Raw genomic sequence first — 20,109 nt, 5'->3', positions numbered from 1 at the left:
CGGGGCGCCTGCGGGTGGCTGAGTGCTGGGCGCCCCTGTCGGGGCCGCGCCCGGGGGGGGCGGGGGCGTCGCCGGAACACCGGGTTGCGGTGTTGGGGCGGGCACTACAACCTCGCCAAACATACGTACCAGTAGGGATTGCGCCAGAGCCAGTGCTGCAACTTTGGTCGCAGTGGTGAGCTAGACTGTGGGCCCTGTCGTGGCCGCAAGGCCACCCTGAACGGAATTGTCATCCCGCATGAGTTGGCTCAGCAAGTTGATGCCGTCCGGCATCCGTACCGACAACACGCCCTCCAAAAAACGCAGCGTCCCTGAGGGGCTGTGGGAAAAATGCAGTAGCTGCGGCGCGGCCCTGTACCGCCCGGAGCTGGAAGAAAACCTTGAGGTCTGCCCGAAGTGTGGGCACCACATGGCCATCCGCGCGCGCGCGCGCCTGGCCTCGTTGTTTGATGCCGACAGCACCAGCGAGATCGCCGCCCGCCTTGGGCCGACCGACGTGCTCAAGTTCAAGGACCAGAAGAAGTACGTCGAACGCATCAAGGCCAGCCAGAAGAACACTGGCGAGTACGACGCGCTGGTTGCAATGCGTGGCCTGCTGAAGGGCCGCCCGCTGGTGGCCTCTTCGTTCGATTTCGCCTTCATGGGTGGTTCGATGGGTTCGGTGGTCGGTGAGCGTTTCACGCTGGCGGCTGAGACGGCGCTGGAAATCGGCTGCCCCTATGTGTGCTTCTCCGCCTCCGGTGGCGCACGCATGCAGGAAGGCCTGTTCTCGCTGATGCAGATGGCCAAGACCTCGGCCGCGCTGGCCAAGCTGCGCGAAGCCGGTCTGCCCTACATCTCGGTGCTGACCCATCCCACCACTGGTGGCGTGTCAGCCTCATTCGCGATGCTTGGTGATATCAACATTGCGGAACCGCAGGCGCTGATCGGCTTTGCCGGCCCGCGCGTGATCGAGCAGACCGTGCGCGAGAAGCTGCCGGAAGGCTTCCAGCGCTCGGAGTTCCTGCTCGAGCATGGTGCCATCGATCAAATTTGCGACCGCCGTGAAATGCGTGACCGCCTGGCCGATCTGCTGGCCATGTTGGGCCGTCAGCCGCAGCATGAGGAAGTAGCAGCCTGATGGGTACGCGCAAGTATTTTGGTACCGACGGCATCCGTGGCCGGGTCGGCAAGGGTGTCATTTCCGCTGATTTTGTACTGCGGGTTGGTAACGCATTGGGCCGCGTACTGGTAGCGCGTAGCGGCGGTGCACAGCCGACCGTGGTGATCGGCAAGGACACGCGCATCTCCGGCTATATGTTTGAGTCGGCGTTGGAGGCGGGCCTGGTCGCTGCAGGCGCCAACGTGCAGCTGATTGGGCCGATGCCGACCCCGGCGGTGGCGTTCCTGGCGCAAACGCTGGGTGCCGATGCCGGCATCGTGATCAGTGCCTCGCACAATCCACACTATGACAACGGCATCAAGTTCTTCTCGGCCGAAGGTGAGAAGCTCGATGACGCCACCGAGCTGGCGCTGGAAGCGGCGATGGATCAGCCGTTCTCGACGGTGGAGTCCGAGCAGCTCGGCAAGGCGGTCCGCGCGCGCGATGCGGTCGGTCGTTATATCGAGTTCTGCAAGGCCAGCGTGCCGCGTAATTTCTATCTGCGCGGGCTCAAAGTCGTGCTCGATTGCGCCCACGGTGCTACCTATCACGTGGCGCCGCTGCTGTTCCGCGAGCTGGGTGCCGAGGTGACCGCGATCGGTGCCGAGCCCAACGGCGTCAATATCAACGACGGTGTGGGCTCGACCCATATCGACAATCTGGCACGTAAGGTGACCGAGGTTGGCGCCGATATCGGTATTGCCTTCGACGGTGATGGTGATCGTGTGCTGATGGTCGACCACACCGGCGCAGCGGTGGATGGCGACGGCTTGCTGTACGTGCTGGCCAAGGCGTGGCAGGCCAATGGCCGCTTGCGTGGTCCGGCGGTTGGCACGCTGATGACCAATTACGGGTTGGAGCAGGCGCTGGAGCGCCTGGGCATCCCGTTCGTCCGCGCCAATGTCGGCGACCGTTATGTGCACAAGGCGCTGGTCGAGGGCAATGGCGTGCTGGGCGGTGAAGCCTCTGGTCATATCCTGTGCCTGGATCGTGCCACCACCGGTGATGCCATCGTCAGTGCATTGCAGGTGCTGGAAGTGCTCGGCGATGCTGGTGTGAATCTGCACCAGGCCCTGCAGGGGCTGGTGATGGTGCCGCAGAAGACGATCAATGTGCGCCTGGAAAGTGGTGCGCGTGAAGTCGTTGCCAGTGCCCCTGTACAGGCTGCGCTTGCAACCGCACAGGCAGCAGTTGCTGGGCGGGGCAGGGCATTCCTGCGGCCGTCGGGTACCGAGCCGGTGGTCCGGGTCACGGTCGAGGCCGATGAGGCCGGGCTGATGACTGCCACCCTTGAGGCGCTGGCCGACGCGGTTCGTTCGGCTACCGCACAGGTTTGAGCTGGATCATAGTGGTGTCGCCGGGACGTCGGTTTCAATAGCCGGCGTCCCGTTCCCTTCTTTGGAGTTTTGTATGAGTTCCCGTATTCCCACCCTCGATATCACCCGTTTCGATACTGACCGTGACGCCTTCGTGGCCGAACTTGGCGCGGCGTATCGTGAGTGGGGTTTTGCGGGTATTCGCAATCACGGCATTCCGCAGGCGGACATCGACGCCGCGTATGACGTGTTCAAGGCATTCTTCGCGCTGCCTGAAGATGTGAAGAAGCAATACCACATCGCTGGCGGCGGCGGTGCGCGTGGCTATACCCAATTCGGCGTGGAAACCGCCAAGGGCTCCAAGCATTTCGACCTGAAGGAGTTCTGGCATATCGGTCGCGAGATCGCCGATGACTCCAAGTACCGGGAGGTGATGCCGCCGAACTTGTGGCCGAGCGAAGTGCCGGGCTTCAAGGAGCATGGTTATGGCCTGTACCAGAAGCTCGATCAGCTGGGCTCACGCGTGCTGTCGGCGCTGGCCCTGCATATCGGCCTACCCGAGACCTATTTTGCCGACAAGACCAACAACGGCAACTCGATCCTGCGCCCGATCCACTATCCGCCGATCACCACCGATGACATCCCCAACGTGCGCGCTGGCGCACATGGCGACATCAACTTCATCACCTTGCTGGTCGGTGCCAGTGCGGCCGGCCTGGAAGTGCAGTCGCATGAGGGTGAGTGGGTGCCGTTCACCTCCGACGCCGACACCATCGTGGTCAACATCGGCGACATGCTGCAGCGCCTGACCAACCATGTTTACCCGTCCACCATCCACCGCGTGGTCAATCCCCCGGGTGAACTGGCACGCAAGCCGCGCTATTCGGTGCCGTTTTTCCTGCACCCGAACCCGGACTTCCTGATCGACGTGCTGCCTTCGTGCATCACCGCGGAGAATCCGAGCCGCTATCCGGAGGCGATCACCGCCCATGGCTTCCTGGAAGAGCGCCTGCGCGAAATCAAGCTGAAGTAAGCCGGCGCTGGTTTCGCCAGCTGTCCTATCGCGCCGCCGCGGCCCTGGCCCGGCGGCGTTTTTGCGTCTTGTCTTCCGTTGTCCGCAGGTTGTCCTGCCGATGTCCGCATATCGGCTATCCTTTGCCGATACTTTTTACCGGGGAGTTATGCCTGAATGCGCCAAAAAATCGTTGCTGGTAACTGGAAGCTGCATGGCAGCCGTCAATTCGCCACCGATCTGGTCGGGCAGGTGGCTGCTGGCCTGCCGCTGCCTGGCGTGAGCCTGCTGATCCTGCCGCCGCTGCCGTACCTGGGCGATCTGGTCGAGGATTTCGAGGGCGCGGAGCTGCTGTTCGGGTCGCAGGATGTGAGCAGCAACGAAAAGGGCGCCTATACCGGCGAGGTTTCGGCCAGCATGCTGGTGGACGTTGGCGCCACTCATGGTTTGGTCGGTCACTCCGAGCGCCGCCAGTACCACAACGAAAGCAGTGAGCTGGTGGCGCGCAAGTTTGTTGCCGCGATCCATGCGGGCCTCATCCCGGTCTTATGTGTTGGTGAGACGCTGGAGCAGCGTGAAGCTGCGCAGACCGAGGCGGTGATTGCCTCGCAGCTGGCGCCGGTGTTGGATCTGGCTGGGGTCCAAGCCTTCGCCAAGGCCGTGGTGGCGTATGAGCCGATCTGGGCAATTGGCACTGGCCGTACCGCCTCGCCGGAGCAGGCGCAGGCCGTGCATGCGTTCATTCGTGGCGTAGTCGCCGAGCGCGATGCTAGAATTGCCGATTCGTTGTCGATCCTTTATGGCGGCAGCGTCAAGCCCGACAACGCAGCAGAGCTGTTTTCACAGCCTGACGTCGATGGCGGGCTGGTAGGTGGCGCTTCGCTGGTGGCGGCTGATTTTCTGGCCATCGCGAGGGCGGCCGCCAGTCGCTAACGGGTAATTGTCCGGGACGGATTTCTAAAATGCTGATGTTGATCCTCAATGTGGTCTATGTGCTGGTGGCGCTCGCGATGATCGCGCTGATCCTGATGCAGCGTGGCTCGGGTGCCGCCGCTGGTTCGGGTTTTGGTGCCGGTGCGTCGGGTACGGTGTTCGGTGCGCGTGGTGCGTCCAACTTCCTGTCCAAGAGCACCAAGTGGCTGGCCGTGGTGTTTTTCGGCATCAGCTTGTTCATGGCGTGGTATGCCAGCCATGGTTCGCGTCCGACGGACCAGGGCGTGGGCCTGATGAGTACGGTCGAAACGGCGGCTCCGGCTGCTGCGCCGGCGGCGCCGGCAGGTGAGTTGCAGGCCGTTCCGGCGGCTCCGGCTGCCGCGGCGGTGGGTGAAGTGCCGCAGGCAACGGCTCCGGCGGAAAATATTCCTGCCAAGAGTGAAGAAAAGCCCGCTGAACCCGCACAGAAAGACTGAAGACGGTTACAATACGCGGCGCACTGCGAAGCAGCTGCGCTGACGTAAGCCCAGGTGGCGGAATTGGTAGACGCACTACCTTGAGGTGGTAGCGACTTAGGTCGTAGGGGTTCGAGTCCCCTCTTGGGCACCATTGTTTTATGCGGGTACACGGGTTGCAGCAGCTTCCCGTCGTGGCAAGTCCCGTTCATCCCCCATGCCTTGGCACCTGCAGGTGTCCCGGGCAGAGGCAAGAGAGAATCGCTGTGCTGGCCGAATATTTGCCGTCTCTGCTGTTTCTGATCGTCGCCACCGGCATTGGCGTTGCGCTGATGTTGATCGGTCGGTTCCTCGCTCCGCGTTCGCCGGACACCGAGAAACTCTCCGCCTACGAGTGTGGCTTCGAGGCGTTCGAAAACGCGCGCATGAAGTTCGACGTGCGTTACTACTTGATCGCCATCCAGTTCATCGTCTTTGACCTGGAAATCATCTTTATTGTGCCCTGGACCCAGGTGTTCATGGAGCTCGGCGCCCGTTCGCTGGTCACCATGGGCTTGTTCGTGGGCATGCTGTTCCTCGGCTTTATCTACGTGTGGAAGAAGGGAGCGCTGGAATGGGAGTGATCCAAACTCTCGACGGCCTGATGAACAACCCCGTCCCGGAAGGGCGGGTTGATGACATTCTGCGGCCTGAAGGCGATAACCCCCTGCTCGAGAAGGGCTATGTGACCACCAGCGTTGATGCGCTGTTGAACTGGGCACGTACCGGCTCGATGTGGCCAATGACCTTCGGTCTGGCCTGCTGCGCGGTGGAAATGATGCACGCTGGTGCGGCGCGTCTGGACCTTGATCGTTATGGCGTGGTGTTCCGTCCCTCGCCGCGACAGTCCGACGTGATGATCGTTGCAGGCACCCTGGTCAACAAGATGGCCCCGGCGCTGCGCAAGGTCTACGACCAGATGCCGGACCCGAAGTGGGTCATCTCGATGGGTAGCTGCGCCAATGGCGGCGGTTACTACCATTACTCCTACGCAGTGGTGCGCGGTTGTGATCGCGTGGTGCCGGTGGACGTCTACGTCCCGGGTTGCCCGCCGACCGCCGAAGCGCTGGTGTACGGCATTTTGCAGCTGCAGAAGAAGATCTGGCGAACCCAGACCATCGCACGCTGACCCCTTTTCAAATCAAGAGCACGCCAGCCCCCATGGCCCAGCAAGCACCTTCTCTCATCGATAAACTTCGCGCCCGCTTTGCCGGTGCGCAGGTTGTGGTGGTCGAACCGCGCGGCGAAGTAACGCTGGAAGTGGCTGTTGCCGATTGGCACGCAACCGCTCTGGCGCTGCGTGACGAGTTCGGCTTCGAGCACGCCACTGATCTGTGCGGCGTCGACTACCTTGGCTACGGCAGCGACGAGTGGGATACCTCGGACGTTTCCTCGCACGGCTTCAGCCGTGGCGTTGAAGGCAGTGGCGCAGGCCGTTTCGCCTGGGGTGAATTCCCCAGCCACGAAACCGCCGAAGGGGCCCAGCCGGACGCACTGCCCAAGCAGCGTTTCGCGGTGGTCTGCCAGCTGCGCTCCTACCAGCACAACCAGCTGCTGCGCATCCGTTGCTACGCGCCGAGTGAGTCGCTGCCGGTGGTGGCCTCGCTGACCGATATTCATCCGGGCCTGAACTGGTTCGAGCGCGAAGCGTTCGACCTGTACGGCGTGATCTTCGAAGGTCACCCGGACCTGCGTCGCATCCTGACCGACTACGGTTTCGTGGGCCATCCGTTCCGCAAGGATTTCCCGCTGATCGGCAACGTCGAAGTGCGTTACGACGAAGAAAAGAAGCGTGTGGTCTACGAGCCGGTGACTTCGGTCGAGCCGCGCGTAGGCGTGCCGCGTGTTATCCGCGACGATGCCCGCTTCCAGACTGCTGAAGGCGAGCGCGCGCAGACGGAGGCAAGCAAGTGAGTGCGGACGTAAAGAAGGAATTCCACCAGGCCTCGCAGGCCTTTGCGAGCAATCCTGCTGAAGCCAAGCAGGAGATCCGCAACTACACCATGAACTTCGGCCCGCAGCATCCGGCCGCACATGGTGTGTTGCGCTTGATCCTGGAAATGGACGGCGAGACCATCATGCGCGCCGATCCGCATATCGGCCTGCTGCACCGCGCGACCGAGAAGCTGGCCGAGTCCAAGCCGTTCAACCAGTCGATCGGTTACATGGATCGACTGGATTACTGCTCGATGATGTGCAACGAGCACGCCTATGTCCGCGCCATCGAAACCCTGGTGGGTATCGAAGTGCCGGAGCGTGCGCAGTACATCCGTACCATGTTCGACGAAGTCACCCGCGTCCTGAACCACTTGATGTGGCTGGGCTCCAACGCGCTCGATCTGGGCGCGATGGCGGTGATGCTGTACGCCTTCCGTGAGCGCGAAGAGCTGATGGACTGCTACGAAGCAGTCTCCGGCGCGCGCATGCACGCGGCGTACTACCGTCCGGGCGGCGTGTACCGCGATCTGCCGGACACCATGCCGAAGTACAAGGAATCGCGTTGGCACAAGGGCAATGCGCTGAAGCGTCTGAACGCTTCGCGCGAGGGCTCGCTGCTCGACTTCCTGGAGAACTTCACCAAGGAGTTCCCGGGTCGCGTTGACGAATACGAAACCCTGCTGACCGACAACCGTATCTGGAAGCAGCGGACCGTTGGTATCGGCGTGATCACCCCGGAGCATGCAATGGCTTGGGGCATGACCGGCGTGATGCTGCGCGGTTCGGGTATTGCCTGGGATCTTCGCAAGAAGCAGCCCTACGCCAAGTACGACGCGGTCGATTTCGACCTGCCGTTGGGCACCAAGGGCGACTGCTACGACCGTTACCTGGTGCGTATTGCCGAGATGCGCGAATCCAACCGCATCATCAAGCAGTGCGTGGCTTGGCTGAAGGCCAACCCGGGTCCGGTGATGGTCAAGAACTTCAAGGTCGCCCCGCCGGCTCGCGCCGAGATGAAGGACGACATGGAAGCGCTGATCCATCACTTCAAGCTGTTCAGTGAAGGCTACTGCGTGCCGGCCGGCGAAACCTATGCGGCGGTTGAAGCGCCCAAGGGCGAGTTTGGCTGCTACTTGGTTTCCGACGGTGCCAACAAGCCGTTCCGCGCCCATCTGCGCGCGCCGGGCTTCGCTCATTTGTCCTCGATCGACTCGGTCGTGCGCGGCCACATGCTGGCCGACGTGGTGGCGATGATCGGCACCTACGACCTCGTGTTCGGCGAGGTTGACCGGTAATGCCGGCGGATCACACATCGTCCGTTGCCTGCGCGGCCCTGCCGCCGCAGGCATCGGTTTTTCAGCTTTTGGTATTCGTTGAGGTCGGCCTATGAAGGCGACGGGTAATTTCGAGGCGGCGCGCAACGTCGACCCGATGGTGGTGCTGAGCGACAAGACGCGCGCTCACATCGATCACTGGCTGTCCAAGTTCCCGCCGGACCGCAAGCGTTCGGCGGTGCTGCAGGGCCTGCATGCCGCACAGGAGCAGAACCAGGGTTGGCTGAGCGACGAGTTGATCGCCGGCGTGGCCAAGTACCTGGATCTGCCGTTCGTGTGGGCGTACGAAGTTGCAACCTTCTACTCGATGTTCGAGACCGAGAAGGTTGGCCGCAACAACGTCGCCATCTGCACCAACGTCAGCTGCTGGCTCAATGGCGCCGACGACATCGTCCGCCACTGCGAGAAGAAGCTGGGCATCAAACACGGTGAATCGACCGCCGACGGCCGCGTCTACCTCAAGAAAGAGGAAGAGTGCCTGGCTGGTTGCGCTGGCGCACCGATGATGGTCATCAACGGCCATTACCACGAGCGCCTGACGCTGGACCAGGTCGACGCGCTGCTGGACGGGCTGGAGTAAGGCATGGCACACCACGAAACCAAGGGCCCGGTTGGACCGGCGCCGCTTCCGCACAACGTGGTCTACACCACGCTGCATTACGACACCCCGTGGTCGTACGAAAGCTATCTGAAGACCGGTGGCTACGCCGCGCTGCGCAAGATCCTCGAAGAGAAGATCCCGCCGGCCGACGTCATCGAGATGGTCAAGCAGTCCGGCCTGCGTGGCCGTGGCGGTGCGGGCTTCCCGACCGGCCTGAAGTGGTCCTTCATGCCCAAGGGTGATGTGCAGAAGTACATCCTCTGCAATTCCGATGAATCCGAGCCAGGCACCTGCAAAGACCGCGACATTCTGCGTTACAACCCGCACTCGGTCGTGGAAGGCATGGCAATCGCCTGTTACGCCACCGGCTCGACCGCGGCGTACAACTACCTGCGCGGTGAGTTCCACCACGAGCCTTTCGAGCACTTCGAGCAGGCCCTGGCCGATGCCTACAAGCACGGCTGGCTGGGCAAGAACGTGCTGGGCAGCGGCTGCGACATCGATATCTATGGCGCGTTGGGCGCTGGCGCCTACATCTGCGGCGAAGAAACCGCGCTGATGGAATCGCTGGAAGGCAAGAAGGGCCAGCCGCGTTACAAGCCGCCGTTCCCGGCCAACTTCGGCCTGTACGGCAAGCCGACCACGATCAACAACACCGAGACCTATGCCTCGGTGCCGGCGATCATCCGCAACGGCGCGGAGTGGTTCAAGAATCTGAGCCTGACCAACAACGGTGGCCCGAAGTGCTTCTCGGTCTCCGGTTGCGTGACCAAGGGCGGCAACTTCGAAGTGCCGTTGGGCACCACCTTCGACGACCTGCTGGCGATGGCCGGTGGCCTGCGTCCGGGCCGCAAGCTGAAGGGCGCAATCCCGGGCGGCGTGTCGATGCCGGTGCTGACCGCCGAGCAGCTCAATGGGTTGGCGATGGACTACGACACCATCCGTGCACTGGGCTCGGGTCTGGGTTCGGGTGCCATCGTGGTGCTGGATGACAGCGTCTGCTGCGTCAAGTTCGCCTGCCGCATCAGCCAGTTCTTCCACAAGGAATCCTGTGGCCAGTGCACCCCGTGCCGTGAAGGCACTGGCTGGATGCACCGTGTGCTGGAGCGCATCGTCGCCGGCCAGGCCACGATGGAAGACCTGCATCAGCTGAAGACGGTTGCCGGCCAGATCGAAGGCCACACCATCTGTGCGTTCGGTGAGGCGGCAGCGTGGCCGATTCAAGGCTTCCTGCGCCAGTTCTGGAACGAATTCGAGTACTACATCGTCAACGGTCATTCGATGGTTGACGGCAAGAAGGTGGAGACTGCTGCCGCATGAGCGCGCAACCGGTAAATCCCAACGTACCGCCGGATCACGTGACCATCGATATCGATGGTCAGTCCCTGGTCGTACCCAAGGGTTCGATGATCATCCAGGCCGCCGACAAGGCTGGCATCCCGATTCCGCGCTTCTGCTACCACGAGAAGCTGCCGATCGCCGCAAACTGCCGCATGTGCCTGGTCGACGTTGAAAAGTCGCCCAAGCCGTCGCCGGCCTGCGCAACTCCGGTCATGGATGGCATGAAGATCCAGACCCGCAACGAAAAGGCGCTCAAGTACCAGCGTTCGGTGATGGAGTTCCTGCTCATCAACCACCCGCTGGACTGCCCGATCTGCGATCAGGGCGGCGAGTGCGAATTGCAGGACGTGTCGCTGGGCTACGGCCGTTCGGTCAGCCGCTTCAACGAGCGCAAGCGCGTCGTGGTCGACGAGGACATGGGGCCGCTGGTCGCCACCGAGATGACCCGCTGCATCCAGTGCACCCGCTGCGTGCGCTTCACCGCTGAAGTCGCTGGCACCTACGAGCTGGGTGGCATGTCGCGTGGTGAAAACCTGCAGATCGGTACCTACGACGGCAAGCCGTTGACCACCGAACTGTCCGGCAACGTCATCGACGTGTGTCCGGTCGGCGCGCTGACCAACAAGGTGTTCCAGTTCAAGGCACGCCCGTGGGAACTGACCGCGCGCGAGTCGCTGGGTTACCACGATGCGATGGGCTCGAACCTGTTCCTGCACACCCGTCGCGGCGAAGTGCTGCGCGCGGTGCCGCGTGACAACGAGCTGGTCAACGAATGCTGGCTGTCCGATCGCGATCGTTATTCGCATCAGGGCCTGTATGCAGCCGACCGCGCGGTCAAGCCGCTGCAGAAGGTCAATGGCGAGTGGAAGGAAGTGAGCTGGGCCGAAGGTCTGGCCGCTGCCCGCGAAATCTTCGAAGCCAACCGTGGCGACGAGCTCGGCGTGCTGGTGCACCCGGCAACCTCGAACGAGGAGGGCGCGTTGCTGGCCCGCCTGGCCGCTGGCCTGGGTTCGAACAACATCGACCACCGCATCAACAACCGCGACTTCTCCGATGCGCCGGTTGCTGAAGCGTTTGGCATGTCGCTGGCCGATATCGAACACGCGGATCAGATCGTTGTGCTGGGTAGCAATATCCGCCACGAACTGCCGCTGCTGCACGCCCGTCTGCGCAAGGCGCAGACCACCAACGGCGCCAAGATCCATTCGATCAACCCGGTTGATTTCGACTTCGCGTTCAAGCTGGCTGGCAAGCACATCGTTGCACCGTCGCGCTTCGTTGAAGCCCTGGGCAACGCGCAGCTGGTCGACGCGGTGAAGGGCGGCAACAACACCGTCATCATCGTTGGCGCGATTGCTGAAAATCACCCGCAGGCCGCTGCCATCCGTGCCGCTGCCAGCGCGTTTGCCGCTGCTACCGGCGCCAAGCTGTGCCGCATCCCGCAGGGCGCCAACGCACTGGGCCTGGCCCAAGCTGGCGTGCTGCCGGCCGGCAAGGACGTCAATGCAATGCTGGCGCAGCCGCGCAAGGCTTATGCCCTGTACGGCATCGAGCCGGGCCTGGACTTCGCCGATACCGCCGCTGCCCGCAAGGCGCTGGCTGGTGCCAAGGTTGTGGCCTTCAGCCATTTCGCCTGCACCTCGACCCGCGATGTGGCCGATGTGATCCTGCCGATCGGCGCGCTGCCGGAAATCGACGCCACGCTGACCAATCTGGACGGCCGCAACCAGGTCGCCCGTGCTGGCGGCAAGCTGCAGGGCGAGGCCCGTGAGGGCTGGCGCGTGCTGCGTGCGCTGGGTGGTGACATGCAGTTGGCCGGTTTCGGTTTCACCGATCTGGCAGGTCTGCGTGCGGGTCTGCAGCCGGTCACGGTCAAGGTTGCCGCTTCGGCGCAGCCGCAGCTGACAGGCGAGGGCTTTGAAGTGGCCTCGACCCCGGCGATCTACCGCACCGATGCCGTTGTGCGTCGTGCGCAGGCGCTGCAGTCGCATCCGCTCAACAATGATCCGCGCATCGTGCTCAATGCCGATGATGCCGCGCGTCTGCAGCTGAGCGAAGGTCAGATGGCCAAGGTCGGTACCGATGCTGGTCGCGCCACGCTGTCGGTTGTGGTCGACGCCCGCGTCGCCGCCGGTACGGTGTGGATTGAATCGGGCCACGGCGCAACCGCGCCGCTGGGTGCCGCTCGGGTAACGGTGGTGGCTGCATGAACGAGTTGCTGTTAAACGCGATCGACCCCTTGTTCCAGTGGTTCATGTCACTGGGTGACATCGGCATCGTGCTGTGGACGGTGATCAAGATCCTCTTGATCGCCATGCCGGTGATCATTTCGGTTGCCTTCTACGTGCTGTGGGAGCGCAAGCTGATCGGCTGGATGCACGTGCGCCACGGGCCGATGTATGTCGGTCTGGGCGGCCTGCTGCAGGCCTTCGCCGACGTCACCAAGTTGCTGTTCAAGGAAATCATTGCCCCGGCCAGCGCACACAAGGCGATGTACATCATCGCGCCGCTGATCGTGCTGGCACCGTCGTTCGCGGCGTGGGCAGTGGTTCCGTTCGACTACAAGCTGGTGCTGTCCAACGCCAACGTCGGTCTGCTGTACCTGCTGGCGATGACCTCGCTGGGGGTGTACGGCGTGATCCTCGCCGGTTGGGCCTCCAACTCCAAGTACGCCTTCCTCGGTGCGATGCGTTCGGCCGCACAGGTGGTCAGCTACGAAATCGCGATGGGCTTCGCCCTGGTTGGCGTGATGATCGCCGCCGGCAGCCTGAACCTGACCGACATCGTGCTCGCGCAGAAGGGTAGTTCGGGTCTGTTCGACTGGTTCCTGCTGCCGCTGTTCCCGCTGTTCGTCGTGTACTGGGTGTCCGGCGTTGCCGAAACCAACCGCGCGCCGTTCGACGTGGTGGAAGGCGAGTCGGAAATCGTTGCTGGCCACATGGTTGAGTACTCCGGCGGTGCGTTCGCACTGTTCTTCCTGGCCGAGTACGCCAACATGATCCTGGTCAGCTTCCTGATCTCGATCTTCTTCCTCGGTGGCTGGCTTAGCCCGCTCCAGGGTTGGATCACGGCGGACATCTCGCCGTGGATCAACTGGATCTGGACCGGCGGTTGGCCGTGGCTGCTGCTCAAGGTGCTGTTCTTCGCCAGTGCGTATATCTGGTTCCGTGCCAGCTTCCCGCGCTTCCGCTATGACCAGATCATGCGTCTGGGCTGGAAGGTGTTCATCCCGCTGACCATTTTCTGGATCGCGGTGACGGCACTGATGGTGTTCTACGGCGTGATCCAGAAGGGCGTTTGATTCATGAATAAGATCACCCACTATTTCAAAAGCCTGCTGCTCCTGGAGTTGCTCGGCGGCTTGTGGCTGACGCTGAAATACGCGTTCAAGCCCAAGTACACCGTGATGTACCCGATGGAGAAGTTCCCGCAGTCGCCGCGTTTCCGTGGCCTGCACGCCCTGCGCCGTTATCCCAACGGTGAAGAGCGCTGCATCGCCTGCAAACTGTGCGAAGCGGTGTGCCCGGCACTGGCGATCACCATCGACTCGGCCAAGCGCGAAGACGGCACCCGCCGTACCACGCGTTACGAAATCGATCTGTTCAAGTGCATCTTCTGCGGCTTCTGCGAAGAAAGCTGCCCGGTGGACTCGATCGTCGAGACCCACATTCTCGAGTACCACTTCGAGAAGCGTGGCGAGAACATCATCACCAAGCCGCAGCTGCTGGCAATTGGCGACCGGCTTGAAGCCGAAATCGCCGAGCGCCGCGCCGCCGACGCTGCCTTCCGCTGAGGTCTTGAGATGGATTGGGTAAATATTTGTTTCTGGTTCTTCTCCATCATTGCCGGCATTTCCGCGGCAGCGGTGATCAGTGTGCGCAACCCGGTGTACGCCGTGCTGTGCTTGATCCTGACGTTCTTCTCCATTGCCTGCGTCTGGCTGCTGGTGGGGGCCGAGTTCCTCGGTGTCACCCTGGTGCTGGTCTACGTTGGCGCGGTGATGGTGTTGTTCCTGTTCGTGGTGATGATGCTGGACATCGACACGACGAACCTGCGAGAAGGCTGGGTGCGTTACCTGCCGGTCGGCCTGGTGGTCGCGGTGGTGATGCTGGTGCAGATGCTGACCCTGATCGGCATCAAGGCACGCACCGCGCCGTTCCCGGTGGACAACGCCGCTGCGGTGGCCGCCGATACGTCCAACATCACCTGGCTGGCACGCAGCCTGTTCACTGAATACCTGCTGCCGTTCGAGTTCGCGGCCGTGATCCTGACCGTGGCCGTGGTGGCAGCCGTGATGCTGACCCTGCGCCGTCGTGAAGGCCTGAAGACGCAGAACCCGACCGAGCAGACCATGACCAAGGCAAAAGACCGCCTGCGCATGGTCAAGATGGCCGCCGAGAAGCCGGTGGTGCAGGTCGATACGCAACATGACGGTGGCGAGGAGGCCAAGCCATGATTTCTCTGGGCCATATGCTCGCGCTGGGCGCTGTGATGTTCTGCATCAGCGTTGCCGGCATCTTCCTCAACCGGAAGAACATCATCGTGCTGTTGATGTCGATCGAACTGATGCTGCTGTCGGTGAACATCAACTTCATCGCCTTCTCGCGTGAGCTGGGCGACACCGCCGGTCAGCTGTTCGTGTTCTTCATCCTGACCGTGGCCGCGGCCGAAGCTGCAATCGGCCTCGCGATCCTGGTGACCTTGTTCCGTACTCGCCACACCATCAACGTGGGCGAAGTCGATTCGCTGAAGGGCTGATCCGAAGATGGAAATCACTCTCTCCAAGAGTCTGTTGATTGCAGTGGTGCTGGCACCACTGTTCGGCAGCATCATCGCCGGCCTGTTCGGTCGTCAGGTGGGGCGCAAGGGCGCCCAGTACATCACCATCCTGGGCGTGGCCATCAGCTGCGGCCTGTCGGTCTACATCTTCTCCCAGCTGTTGTGGGGCGGGGCGCAGCCGTACAACCAGAACGTCTACACCTTCTTTGAAGTTGGCCAGTACGCGGCCCACGTCGGTTTCATGATCGACCGTTTGACCGCGATGATGATGGTGGTGGTGACCTTCGTGTCGCTGCTGGTCCACATCTACTCGATCGGCTACATGTCCGAAGACGACGGCTACCAGCGTTTCTTCAGCTACATCTCGCTGTTCACCTTCTCGATGCTCACCCTGGTGATGAGCAACAACTTCCTGCAGCTGTTCTTTGGCTGGGAAGCGGTGGGCCTGGTGTCGTACCTGTTGATCGGTTTCTACTTCAAGAAGCCGACCGCCATCTTCGCCAACATGAAGGCGTTCCTAGTCAACCGCGTTGGTGACTTCGGCTTCCTGCTCGGTATTGCCGGCATCCTGTGGGCCTTCGGCTCGCTGGACTACGCAACCGTGTTTGCCAATGCCAGCACCGTGCTGGGCACTGAGACCACCGGTCACGCCATGGTGCAGCTGATTGGCGACAACCAGTGGAGCGTGGCGACCATCATCTGCATCTGCCTGTTCATCGGTGCGATGGGCAAGTCGGCACAGGTGCCGTTGCACGTGTGGCTGCCGGACTCGATGGAAGGCCCGACCCCGATCTCGGCACTGATCCACGCCGCGACCATGGTCACCGCGGGTATCTTCATGGTCACCCGCATGTCGCCGCTGTTCGAGCTGTCGCAGACCGCGCTGGACTTCATCCTGTTCATCGGTGCCACCACTGCGTTCTTCACCGGCCTGATCGGCATCGTGCAGACCGACATCAAGCGCGTGGTTGCCTACTCCACCTTGTCGCAGCTGGGCTACATGACGGTTGCTCTGGGTGTGTCGGCCTACTCGGGCGCCGTGTTCCACCTGATGACCCATGCCTTCTTCAAGGCGCTGCTGTTCCTCGGTGCCGGTTCGGTGATCATGGGCATGCACCATGAGCAGAACATGATGAAGATGGGCGGCCTGCGCAAGTACATGCCGATTACCCACATCACCATGTGGATCGGTACGCTGGCCCTGGTCGGCACCCCGTTCTTCGCCGGTTTCTACTCCAAGGACACCATCATCGAAGCTGCCGCGATGCACGCGCACGCTGCCGATGCTGGCTGGGTTGCCCTGTACGGTTACTGGGCGGTGCTGGGTGGCGTGATCGTCACCAGTTTCTACAGCTTCCGTCTGCTGTTCCTGACCTTCTTCGGCAAGGAACGTTTCCGCGACGCGCATGATGATCACCACGCTGATCATGCTCACGGCCACGATGACCACCACGGTCATGGCGCGCACGAGCCGCATGAGTCGCCGCTGGTAGTGACCATTCCGCTGATCCTGCTTGCCATCCCGTCCATTCTCATCGGCTTCTTCACCATTGGCCCGATGCTGTTTGGTACCGGTTGGGACGGCCATGCCGCCGCTGCCGGCATCCCCGGCCAGACCATGTCGTTCTTCACCGGCATCGTCGATTTCTACGACCCGGCGCGCGATACCATTGCCGCGGTTGGCAAGGAGTTCTGGCACGGTTCGGTGGCCTATGCTGTACACGGCATGCAGATGCCGGCGTTCTGGCTGACGGTTGCAGGTTTCGCGCTGGCCTGGGTGTTCTACATCTGGAAGCCGGAGCTGGCAGGACAAGCTCGCAAGACCCTGGCACCGGTGGTATCGGTGCTGGAAAACAAGTACGGCTTCGACAAGCTCTGGATCGACGGCTTTGCCGGCGGTGGTGTGCAGCTCGGCAAGGCCGCCCGTGCCGTTGATAGCACGGTCGTCGATGGGGTGATGGTCAATGGTTCGGCGCGTCTGGTCGACCTGGCTGCCAACCTGTTGCGCCGCACCCAATCCGGTTTCCTCTACCACTACGCGTTCGCGATGATCATCGGCCTGATTGCCCTGTTGGGCGTGCTGATGCATTTCTGGCGTTGACCTGTACGGAATAGAAGACGTGTCGAACTGGCCTCTACTTAGTATTCTCATTTGGCTGCCGATCATCGGCGGAGCCTTGATCCTCGCCTTGCGTAACGCCCAGGCTGCTCGTTGGGCATCCCTGGCGGTGGCATTGCTCACCTTCCTGCTCAGCCTTGGCTTGCTCAGCGGCTACGACCGCGGTGCTGCCGACGTGATGCAGTTCGTCGAACAGCATCCGTGGATCCCGGCGTTCGACATTGGCTACAACCTGGCCGTTGACGGTATTGCCATCGCCCTGATCCTGCTGACCACGCTGATCGGCGCGTTGGCACTGATCGGTGCCTGGGGCGTGGTCGACAAGCGCGTCAATCAGTACGTGGCTGCCTTCCTTATCCTGGAAGGCGTGACGGTCGGTATTTTTGCCGCCACCGACGCGATGCTGTTCTACGTGTTCTTCGAAGCCATGCTGATCCCGATGTTCCTGATCATCGGCGTCTGGGGCGGTCCGCGTCGTATCTACGCGGCGATGAAGTTCTTCCTGTACACCTTCCTCGGCTCGGTGCTGATGCTGGTGGCACTGATCTATCTGTACCTGAAGGGCGGCAGCTTCCAGCTGGTTGACCTGTATCAGCTGCAGCTGTCGGGCAAGGAGCAGACCTGGATATTCTTCGCGTTCCTGATCGCTTTCGCGGTCAAGGTGCCGATGTTCCCGGTACACACCTGGCTGCCGGACGCGCACGTTGAAGCGCCGACCGCCGGTTCGGTGATCCTGGCGGCGATCGCACTGAAGATTGGTGGCTACGGCTTCCTGCGCTTCAACCTGCCGATCGTCCCCGATGCCAGCCACGAGTGGGCATGGCTGGTGATCGCGCTGTCGCTGGTGGCGGTGATCTACGTTGGCCTGGTGGCGATGGTGCAGGACGACATGAAGAAGTTGATTGCTTATTCGTCGGTCGCGCACATGGGTTTCGTCACCCTGGGTACCTTCATCGCGCTGTGGCTGGTACGTGATGCCGGCAGCGCCGACGCCGCTCGCCTGGGCCTGCAGGGCGCCATGGTGCAGATGATTTCGCACGGCTTTGTGTCCGGCGCGATGTTCTCCTGCGTGGGCGTGCTGTATGACCGCATGCATAGCCGCCGCATCGCCGATTACGGCGGCGTGGTCAATGTGATGCCGTGGTTTGCTGCCTTTGCATTGCTGTTCTTCATGGCCAACTCCGGCCTGCCGGGCACCAGCGGCTTCGTTGGTGAGTTCATGATCGTGCTGGCTGCATTCCAGTGGAACCCGCTGGTTGCCCTGGGCGCTGCTACTACGCTGATCATCAGTGCTGCGTATTCGCTGTGGCTTTATAAGCGAGTGTTCTTCGGTGAGGTGGGCAACGCCCACGTCGCCGAGCTGAAGGACATGAATGGTCGTGAGTGGCTGGTAATGACCGTGTTTGCGGTCGGTACGCTGGTGCTGGGCTTCTATCCCAAGCCGTTGACCGATCTGATGGAGCCGTCCATTGCCCATCTGGCGATGCAGATCGCTTCTAGCAAGCTGCTGTAAGCGGCTCGTCGAGAGTATTGATTCCAGGATTTGATGATGACCACGCCGACGCCCCTGCCGTTGACCATGACCGACCTGCTGCCGTTGCTGCCCGAACTGGTAGTGATTGGCGGTGCCTTTGCCCTGCTGATCCTTGATCTGTTCATCAGCACCAAGCACAAGGTCTGGACCCACTTCATTTCGGTGGCGATCCTCGCTGTCGCCTTCATCATGCTGTTGAACGGCGTGGGCGGGCAGGGCGAGGTATTCCACGGGATGTTCATCCGTGACAACGCTGCTGACGTCATGAAGACCGTCGTAGTGCTGGTCAGCGGCCTGAGCCTGATCTACGGCTGGAGCTACCTGCGCGAGCGCAATCTGTACCAGGGCGAGATCCCGGTGCTGATCCTGTTCGCCACCGCTGGCATGATGATCCTGGTGTCGGCCGGCAGCTTGCTGATGGTCTACCTGGGCCTTGAGCTGCTGGCGCTGTGCTCCTACGCGCTGGTTGCCAGCAACCGTGAGAACAAGCTCGCGGCCGAAGCCGGCATGAAGTACATCGTGCTGGGTTCGCTGGCGTCCGGCCTGCTGCTGTACGGCATGTCGCTGATCTATGGCGCCACCGGCTCGCTGCACCTGGACGTTATCCATGCATCCATTGCTCATTCCGATGAGCGCCTGCTGCTGTTGACCGGTGCGGTGTTCATGGTTGCCGGCGTTGCCTTCAAGCTGGGCGCCGCACCGTTCCATATGTGGCTGCCCGACGTGTATCAGGGTGCGCCGGCGCCGATCGCGCTGTTCATCAGCTCGGCACCGAAGCTGGCTGCGTTCGGCATGGCCTACCGCCTGCTGGAAATGGGCGTTGGCCCGCTGTCGGCCGAACTGCAGTACGTGCTGGCCGGCCTTGCCGCGCTGTCGCTGGTCATCGGTAACCTGATGGCCATCGCCCAGAGCAACCTGAAGCGCATGCTGGCTTACTCGACCGTGTCGCACATCGGCTTCCTGCTGATGGGCATCGCCGGTGGCGGCGAGGCGGGCTATTCGGCGGCGCTGTTCTACGCCATCGCCTACGCCATCATGTCTACGGCGGCATTCGGCGCGATCATCGCCATGTCGCGTGCTGGTTTTGAAGCCGAGAACATCGAGGACTTCAAGGGCCTGAACGCGCGCAGCCCGTGGATGGCAGGCCTGGTCCTGTGCATCATGGCGTCGCTGGCTGGTATCCCGCCGTTCCTGGGCTTCTGGACCAAGCTGTCGGTGCTGAGCGCGGCCGTCAATGGCGGCCTGCTGTGGCTGGCAATGGTCGGTGTGCTGTGCGCTGTGATTGGTTGCTTCTATTACCTGCGTGTCATCAAGGTCATGTACTTCGATGAGCCGGTGGGCGAGCCGCTGCCGCGCAACAATGACCGCATCCTGGGCATCGTGCTGGGCGTGAATTCCGTGCTGCTGCTGGTGCTGCCGCTGGGTCTGGGCCCGATCATGGAGTGGATGCGCAATTCTTTTGCACATTTGTAATAAAAGACGTTACAAATCTGCGCGAAGTGTGTATTATTCACCTCCTGAGTTGACGACCTCACCGCCCAGCGGAAAGGTCGGAACCGCCTGATAA

At 62.1% G+C, this 20,109-nt stretch carries 19 protein-coding genes and 1 tRNA gene; all 20 read left to right on the top strand.

All coding sequences use genetic code 11. From position 1 onward, the window contains the following. Window positions 1-238 precede the first annotated feature (238 nt). The 20 genes from accD (at window position 239) to nuoN (ending at window position 20,015) form a co-directional block, all read left to right on the top strand. The gene (gene accD, locus ACVOK8_RS11065; protein WP_481566844.1) at window positions 239-1,120 is read left to right on the top strand and encodes an acetyl-CoA carboxylase, carboxyltransferase subunit beta; all 882 of its coding nucleotides are present in this window, start codon (window positions 239-241) and stop codon (window positions 1,118-1,120) included. Next, on the top strand, window positions 1,120-2,478 hold the full coding sequence (gene glmM / locus ACVOK8_RS11060; RefSeq protein ID WP_481566843.1) for a phosphoglucosamine mutase: 1,359 nt from the start codon (window positions 1,120-1,122) through the stop codon (window positions 2,476-2,478). The genes accD and glmM overlap by 1 nt, the downstream gene beginning before the upstream one ends. Window positions 2,479-2,551: 73 nt before the next feature. Then, window positions 2,552-3,490, top strand: coding sequence for an isopenicillin N synthase family dioxygenase (locus ACVOK8_RS11055; RefSeq protein ID WP_481566842.1), 939 nt, complete (start codon window positions 2,552-2,554; stop codon window positions 3,488-3,490). Between the two features lie 156 nt (window positions 3,491-3,646). After that, window positions 3,647-4,402, top strand: a complete 756-nt coding sequence (gene tpiA / locus ACVOK8_RS11050; protein WP_481566841.1) for a triose-phosphate isomerase — start codon at window positions 3,647-3,649, stop codon at window positions 4,400-4,402. A gap of 29 nt (window positions 4,403-4,431) precedes the next feature. Continuing rightward, complete coding sequence (gene secG / locus ACVOK8_RS11045; protein ID WP_481566840.1) at window positions 4,432-4,878, top strand: preprotein translocase subunit SecG; 447 nt, start codon at window positions 4,432-4,434, stop codon at window positions 4,876-4,878. A 48-nt stretch (window positions 4,879-4,926) separates the two neighbouring features. Further along, window positions 4,927-5,011 (top strand) — tRNA-Leu (locus ACVOK8_RS11040). Between the two features lie 112 nt (window positions 5,012-5,123). Continuing rightward, complete coding sequence (locus ACVOK8_RS11035) at window positions 5,124-5,480, top strand: NADH-quinone oxidoreductase subunit A (protein ID WP_282268401.1); 357 nt, start codon at window positions 5,124-5,126, stop codon at window positions 5,478-5,480. Next, entirely contained in the window at window positions 5,471-6,025 is a 555-nt protein-coding gene (locus tag ACVOK8_RS11030) for a NuoB/complex I 20 kDa subunit family protein (protein WP_017354657.1), read from the top strand. Before ACVOK8_RS11035 ends, ACVOK8_RS11030 begins: the two co-directional genes overlap by 10 nt. Window positions 6,026-6,057: 32 nt before the next feature. Further along, complete coding sequence (locus ACVOK8_RS11025; protein ID WP_481544931.1) at window positions 6,058-6,810, top strand: NADH-quinone oxidoreductase subunit C; 753 nt, start codon at window positions 6,058-6,060, stop codon at window positions 6,808-6,810. Between the two features lie 89 nt (window positions 6,811-6,899). Next, entirely contained in the window at window positions 6,900-8,129 is a 1,230-nt protein-coding gene (locus tag ACVOK8_RS11020) for an NADH-quinone oxidoreductase subunit D (RefSeq protein ID WP_481536345.1), read from the top strand. A 91-nt stretch (window positions 8,130-8,220) separates the two neighbouring features. Beyond that, window positions 8,221-8,748 (top strand): NADH-quinone oxidoreductase subunit NuoE, encoded by a 528-nt coding sequence (nuoE, locus tag ACVOK8_RS11015; protein ID WP_282268404.1) that lies wholly within the window; start codon window positions 8,221-8,223, stop codon window positions 8,746-8,748. A 3-nt stretch (window positions 8,749-8,751) separates the two neighbouring features. After that, window positions 8,752-10,089: an NADH-quinone oxidoreductase subunit NuoF gene (nuoF, locus tag ACVOK8_RS11010; RefSeq protein WP_481566839.1), complete on the top strand. Its 1,338-nt coding sequence runs from the start codon at window positions 8,752-8,754 to the stop codon at window positions 10,087-10,089. Then, complete coding sequence (nuoG, locus tag ACVOK8_RS11005) at window positions 10,086-12,320, top strand: NADH-quinone oxidoreductase subunit NuoG (protein ID WP_481566838.1); 2,235 nt, start codon at window positions 10,086-10,088, stop codon at window positions 12,318-12,320. Before nuoF ends, nuoG begins: the two co-directional genes overlap by 4 nt. Further along, window positions 12,317-13,411, top strand: a complete 1,095-nt coding sequence (gene nuoH / locus ACVOK8_RS11000; RefSeq protein ID WP_481566837.1) for an NADH-quinone oxidoreductase subunit NuoH — start codon at window positions 12,317-12,319, stop codon at window positions 13,409-13,411. Before nuoG ends, nuoH begins: the two co-directional genes overlap by 4 nt. A 3-nt stretch (window positions 13,412-13,414) precedes the next feature. Continuing rightward, window positions 13,415-13,903, top strand: coding sequence for an NADH-quinone oxidoreductase subunit NuoI (nuoI, locus tag ACVOK8_RS10995; RefSeq protein ID WP_481513021.1), 489 nt, complete (start codon window positions 13,415-13,417; stop codon window positions 13,901-13,903). A 9-nt stretch (window positions 13,904-13,912) separates the two neighbouring features. Beyond that, a complete protein-coding gene (locus ACVOK8_RS10990) occupies window positions 13,913-14,566 on the top strand; it encodes an NADH-quinone oxidoreductase subunit J (protein WP_296246080.1) in 654 nt (217 codons plus the stop codon). Then, entirely contained in the window at window positions 14,563-14,868 is a 306-nt protein-coding gene (gene nuoK, locus ACVOK8_RS10985) for an NADH-quinone oxidoreductase subunit NuoK (protein WP_054656949.1), read from the top strand. Before ACVOK8_RS10990 ends, nuoK begins: the two co-directional genes overlap by 4 nt. Before the next feature lie 7 nt (window positions 14,869-14,875). Next, complete coding sequence (gene nuoL, locus ACVOK8_RS10980) at window positions 14,876-16,990, top strand: NADH-quinone oxidoreductase subunit L (RefSeq protein WP_481566836.1); 2,115 nt, start codon at window positions 14,876-14,878, stop codon at window positions 16,988-16,990. Between the two features lie 19 nt (window positions 16,991-17,009). Next, window positions 17,010-18,521 carry an NADH-quinone oxidoreductase subunit M gene (locus ACVOK8_RS10975; protein WP_481566835.1) on the top strand — a complete coding sequence of 504 codons (1,512 nt, stop codon included), beginning with the start codon at window positions 17,010-17,012 and terminating at the stop codon, window positions 18,519-18,521. Window positions 18,522-18,557: 36 nt separating this feature from the next. Next, window positions 18,558-20,015 carry an NADH-quinone oxidoreductase subunit NuoN gene (gene nuoN / locus ACVOK8_RS10970; RefSeq protein ID WP_481566834.1) on the top strand — a complete coding sequence of 486 codons (1,458 nt, stop codon included), beginning with the start codon at window positions 18,558-18,560 and terminating at the stop codon, window positions 20,013-20,015. Window positions 20,016-20,109 lie beyond the last annotated feature (94 nt).

Source organism: Stenotrophomonas sp. STEN083 (assembly GCF_056759195.1).
The sequence above is the reverse complement of the archived record's forward strand: the minus strand, read 5'-3'. Positions and strand labels throughout refer to the sequence as shown.

Excerpts from the sequence above, each read along its gene's own strand:
- accD (WP_481566844.1), top strand. The coding sequence starts at position 239 with ATGAGTTGGCTCAGCAAGTTGATGCCGTCCGGCATCCGTACCGACAAC.
- glmM (WP_481566843.1), top strand. The coding sequence starts at position 1,120 with ATGGGTACGCGCAAGTATTTTGGTACCGACGGCATCCGTGGCCGGGTC.
- ACVOK8_RS11055 (WP_481566842.1), top strand. The coding sequence starts at position 2,552 with ATGAGTTCCCGTATTCCCACCCTCGATATCACCCGTTTCGATACTGAC.
- tpiA (WP_481566841.1), top strand. The coding sequence starts at position 3,647 with ATGCGCCAAAAAATCGTTGCTGGTAACTGGAAGCTGCATGGCAGCCGT.
- secG (WP_481566840.1), top strand. The coding sequence starts at position 4,432 with ATGCTGATGTTGATCCTCAATGTGGTCTATGTGCTGGTGGCGCTCGCG.
- ACVOK8_RS11030 (WP_017354657.1), top strand. The coding sequence starts at position 5,471 with ATGGGAGTGATCCAAACTCTCGACGGCCTGATGAACAACCCCGTCCCG.
- ACVOK8_RS11025 (WP_481544931.1), top strand. The coding sequence starts at position 6,058 with ATGGCCCAGCAAGCACCTTCTCTCATCGATAAACTTCGCGCCCGCTTT.
- ACVOK8_RS11020 (WP_481536345.1), top strand. The coding sequence starts at position 6,900 with ATGAACTTCGGCCCGCAGCATCCGGCCGCACATGGTGTGTTGCGCTTG.
- nuoE (WP_282268404.1), top strand. The coding sequence starts at position 8,221 with ATGAAGGCGACGGGTAATTTCGAGGCGGCGCGCAACGTCGACCCGATG.
- nuoF (WP_481566839.1), top strand. The coding sequence starts at position 8,752 with ATGGCACACCACGAAACCAAGGGCCCGGTTGGACCGGCGCCGCTTCCG.
- nuoG (WP_481566838.1), top strand. The coding sequence starts at position 10,086 with ATGAGCGCGCAACCGGTAAATCCCAACGTACCGCCGGATCACGTGACC.
- nuoH (WP_481566837.1), top strand. The coding sequence starts at position 12,317 with ATGAACGAGTTGCTGTTAAACGCGATCGACCCCTTGTTCCAGTGGTTC.
- nuoI (WP_481513021.1), top strand. The coding sequence starts at position 13,415 with ATGAATAAGATCACCCACTATTTCAAAAGCCTGCTGCTCCTGGAGTTG.
- ACVOK8_RS10990 (WP_296246080.1), top strand. The coding sequence starts at position 13,913 with ATGGATTGGGTAAATATTTGTTTCTGGTTCTTCTCCATCATTGCCGGC.
- nuoK (WP_054656949.1), top strand. The coding sequence starts at position 14,563 with ATGATTTCTCTGGGCCATATGCTCGCGCTGGGCGCTGTGATGTTCTGC.
- nuoL (WP_481566836.1), top strand. The coding sequence starts at position 14,876 with ATGGAAATCACTCTCTCCAAGAGTCTGTTGATTGCAGTGGTGCTGGCA.
- nuoN (WP_481566834.1), top strand. The coding sequence starts at position 18,558 with ATGACCACGCCGACGCCCCTGCCGTTGACCATGACCGACCTGCTGCCG.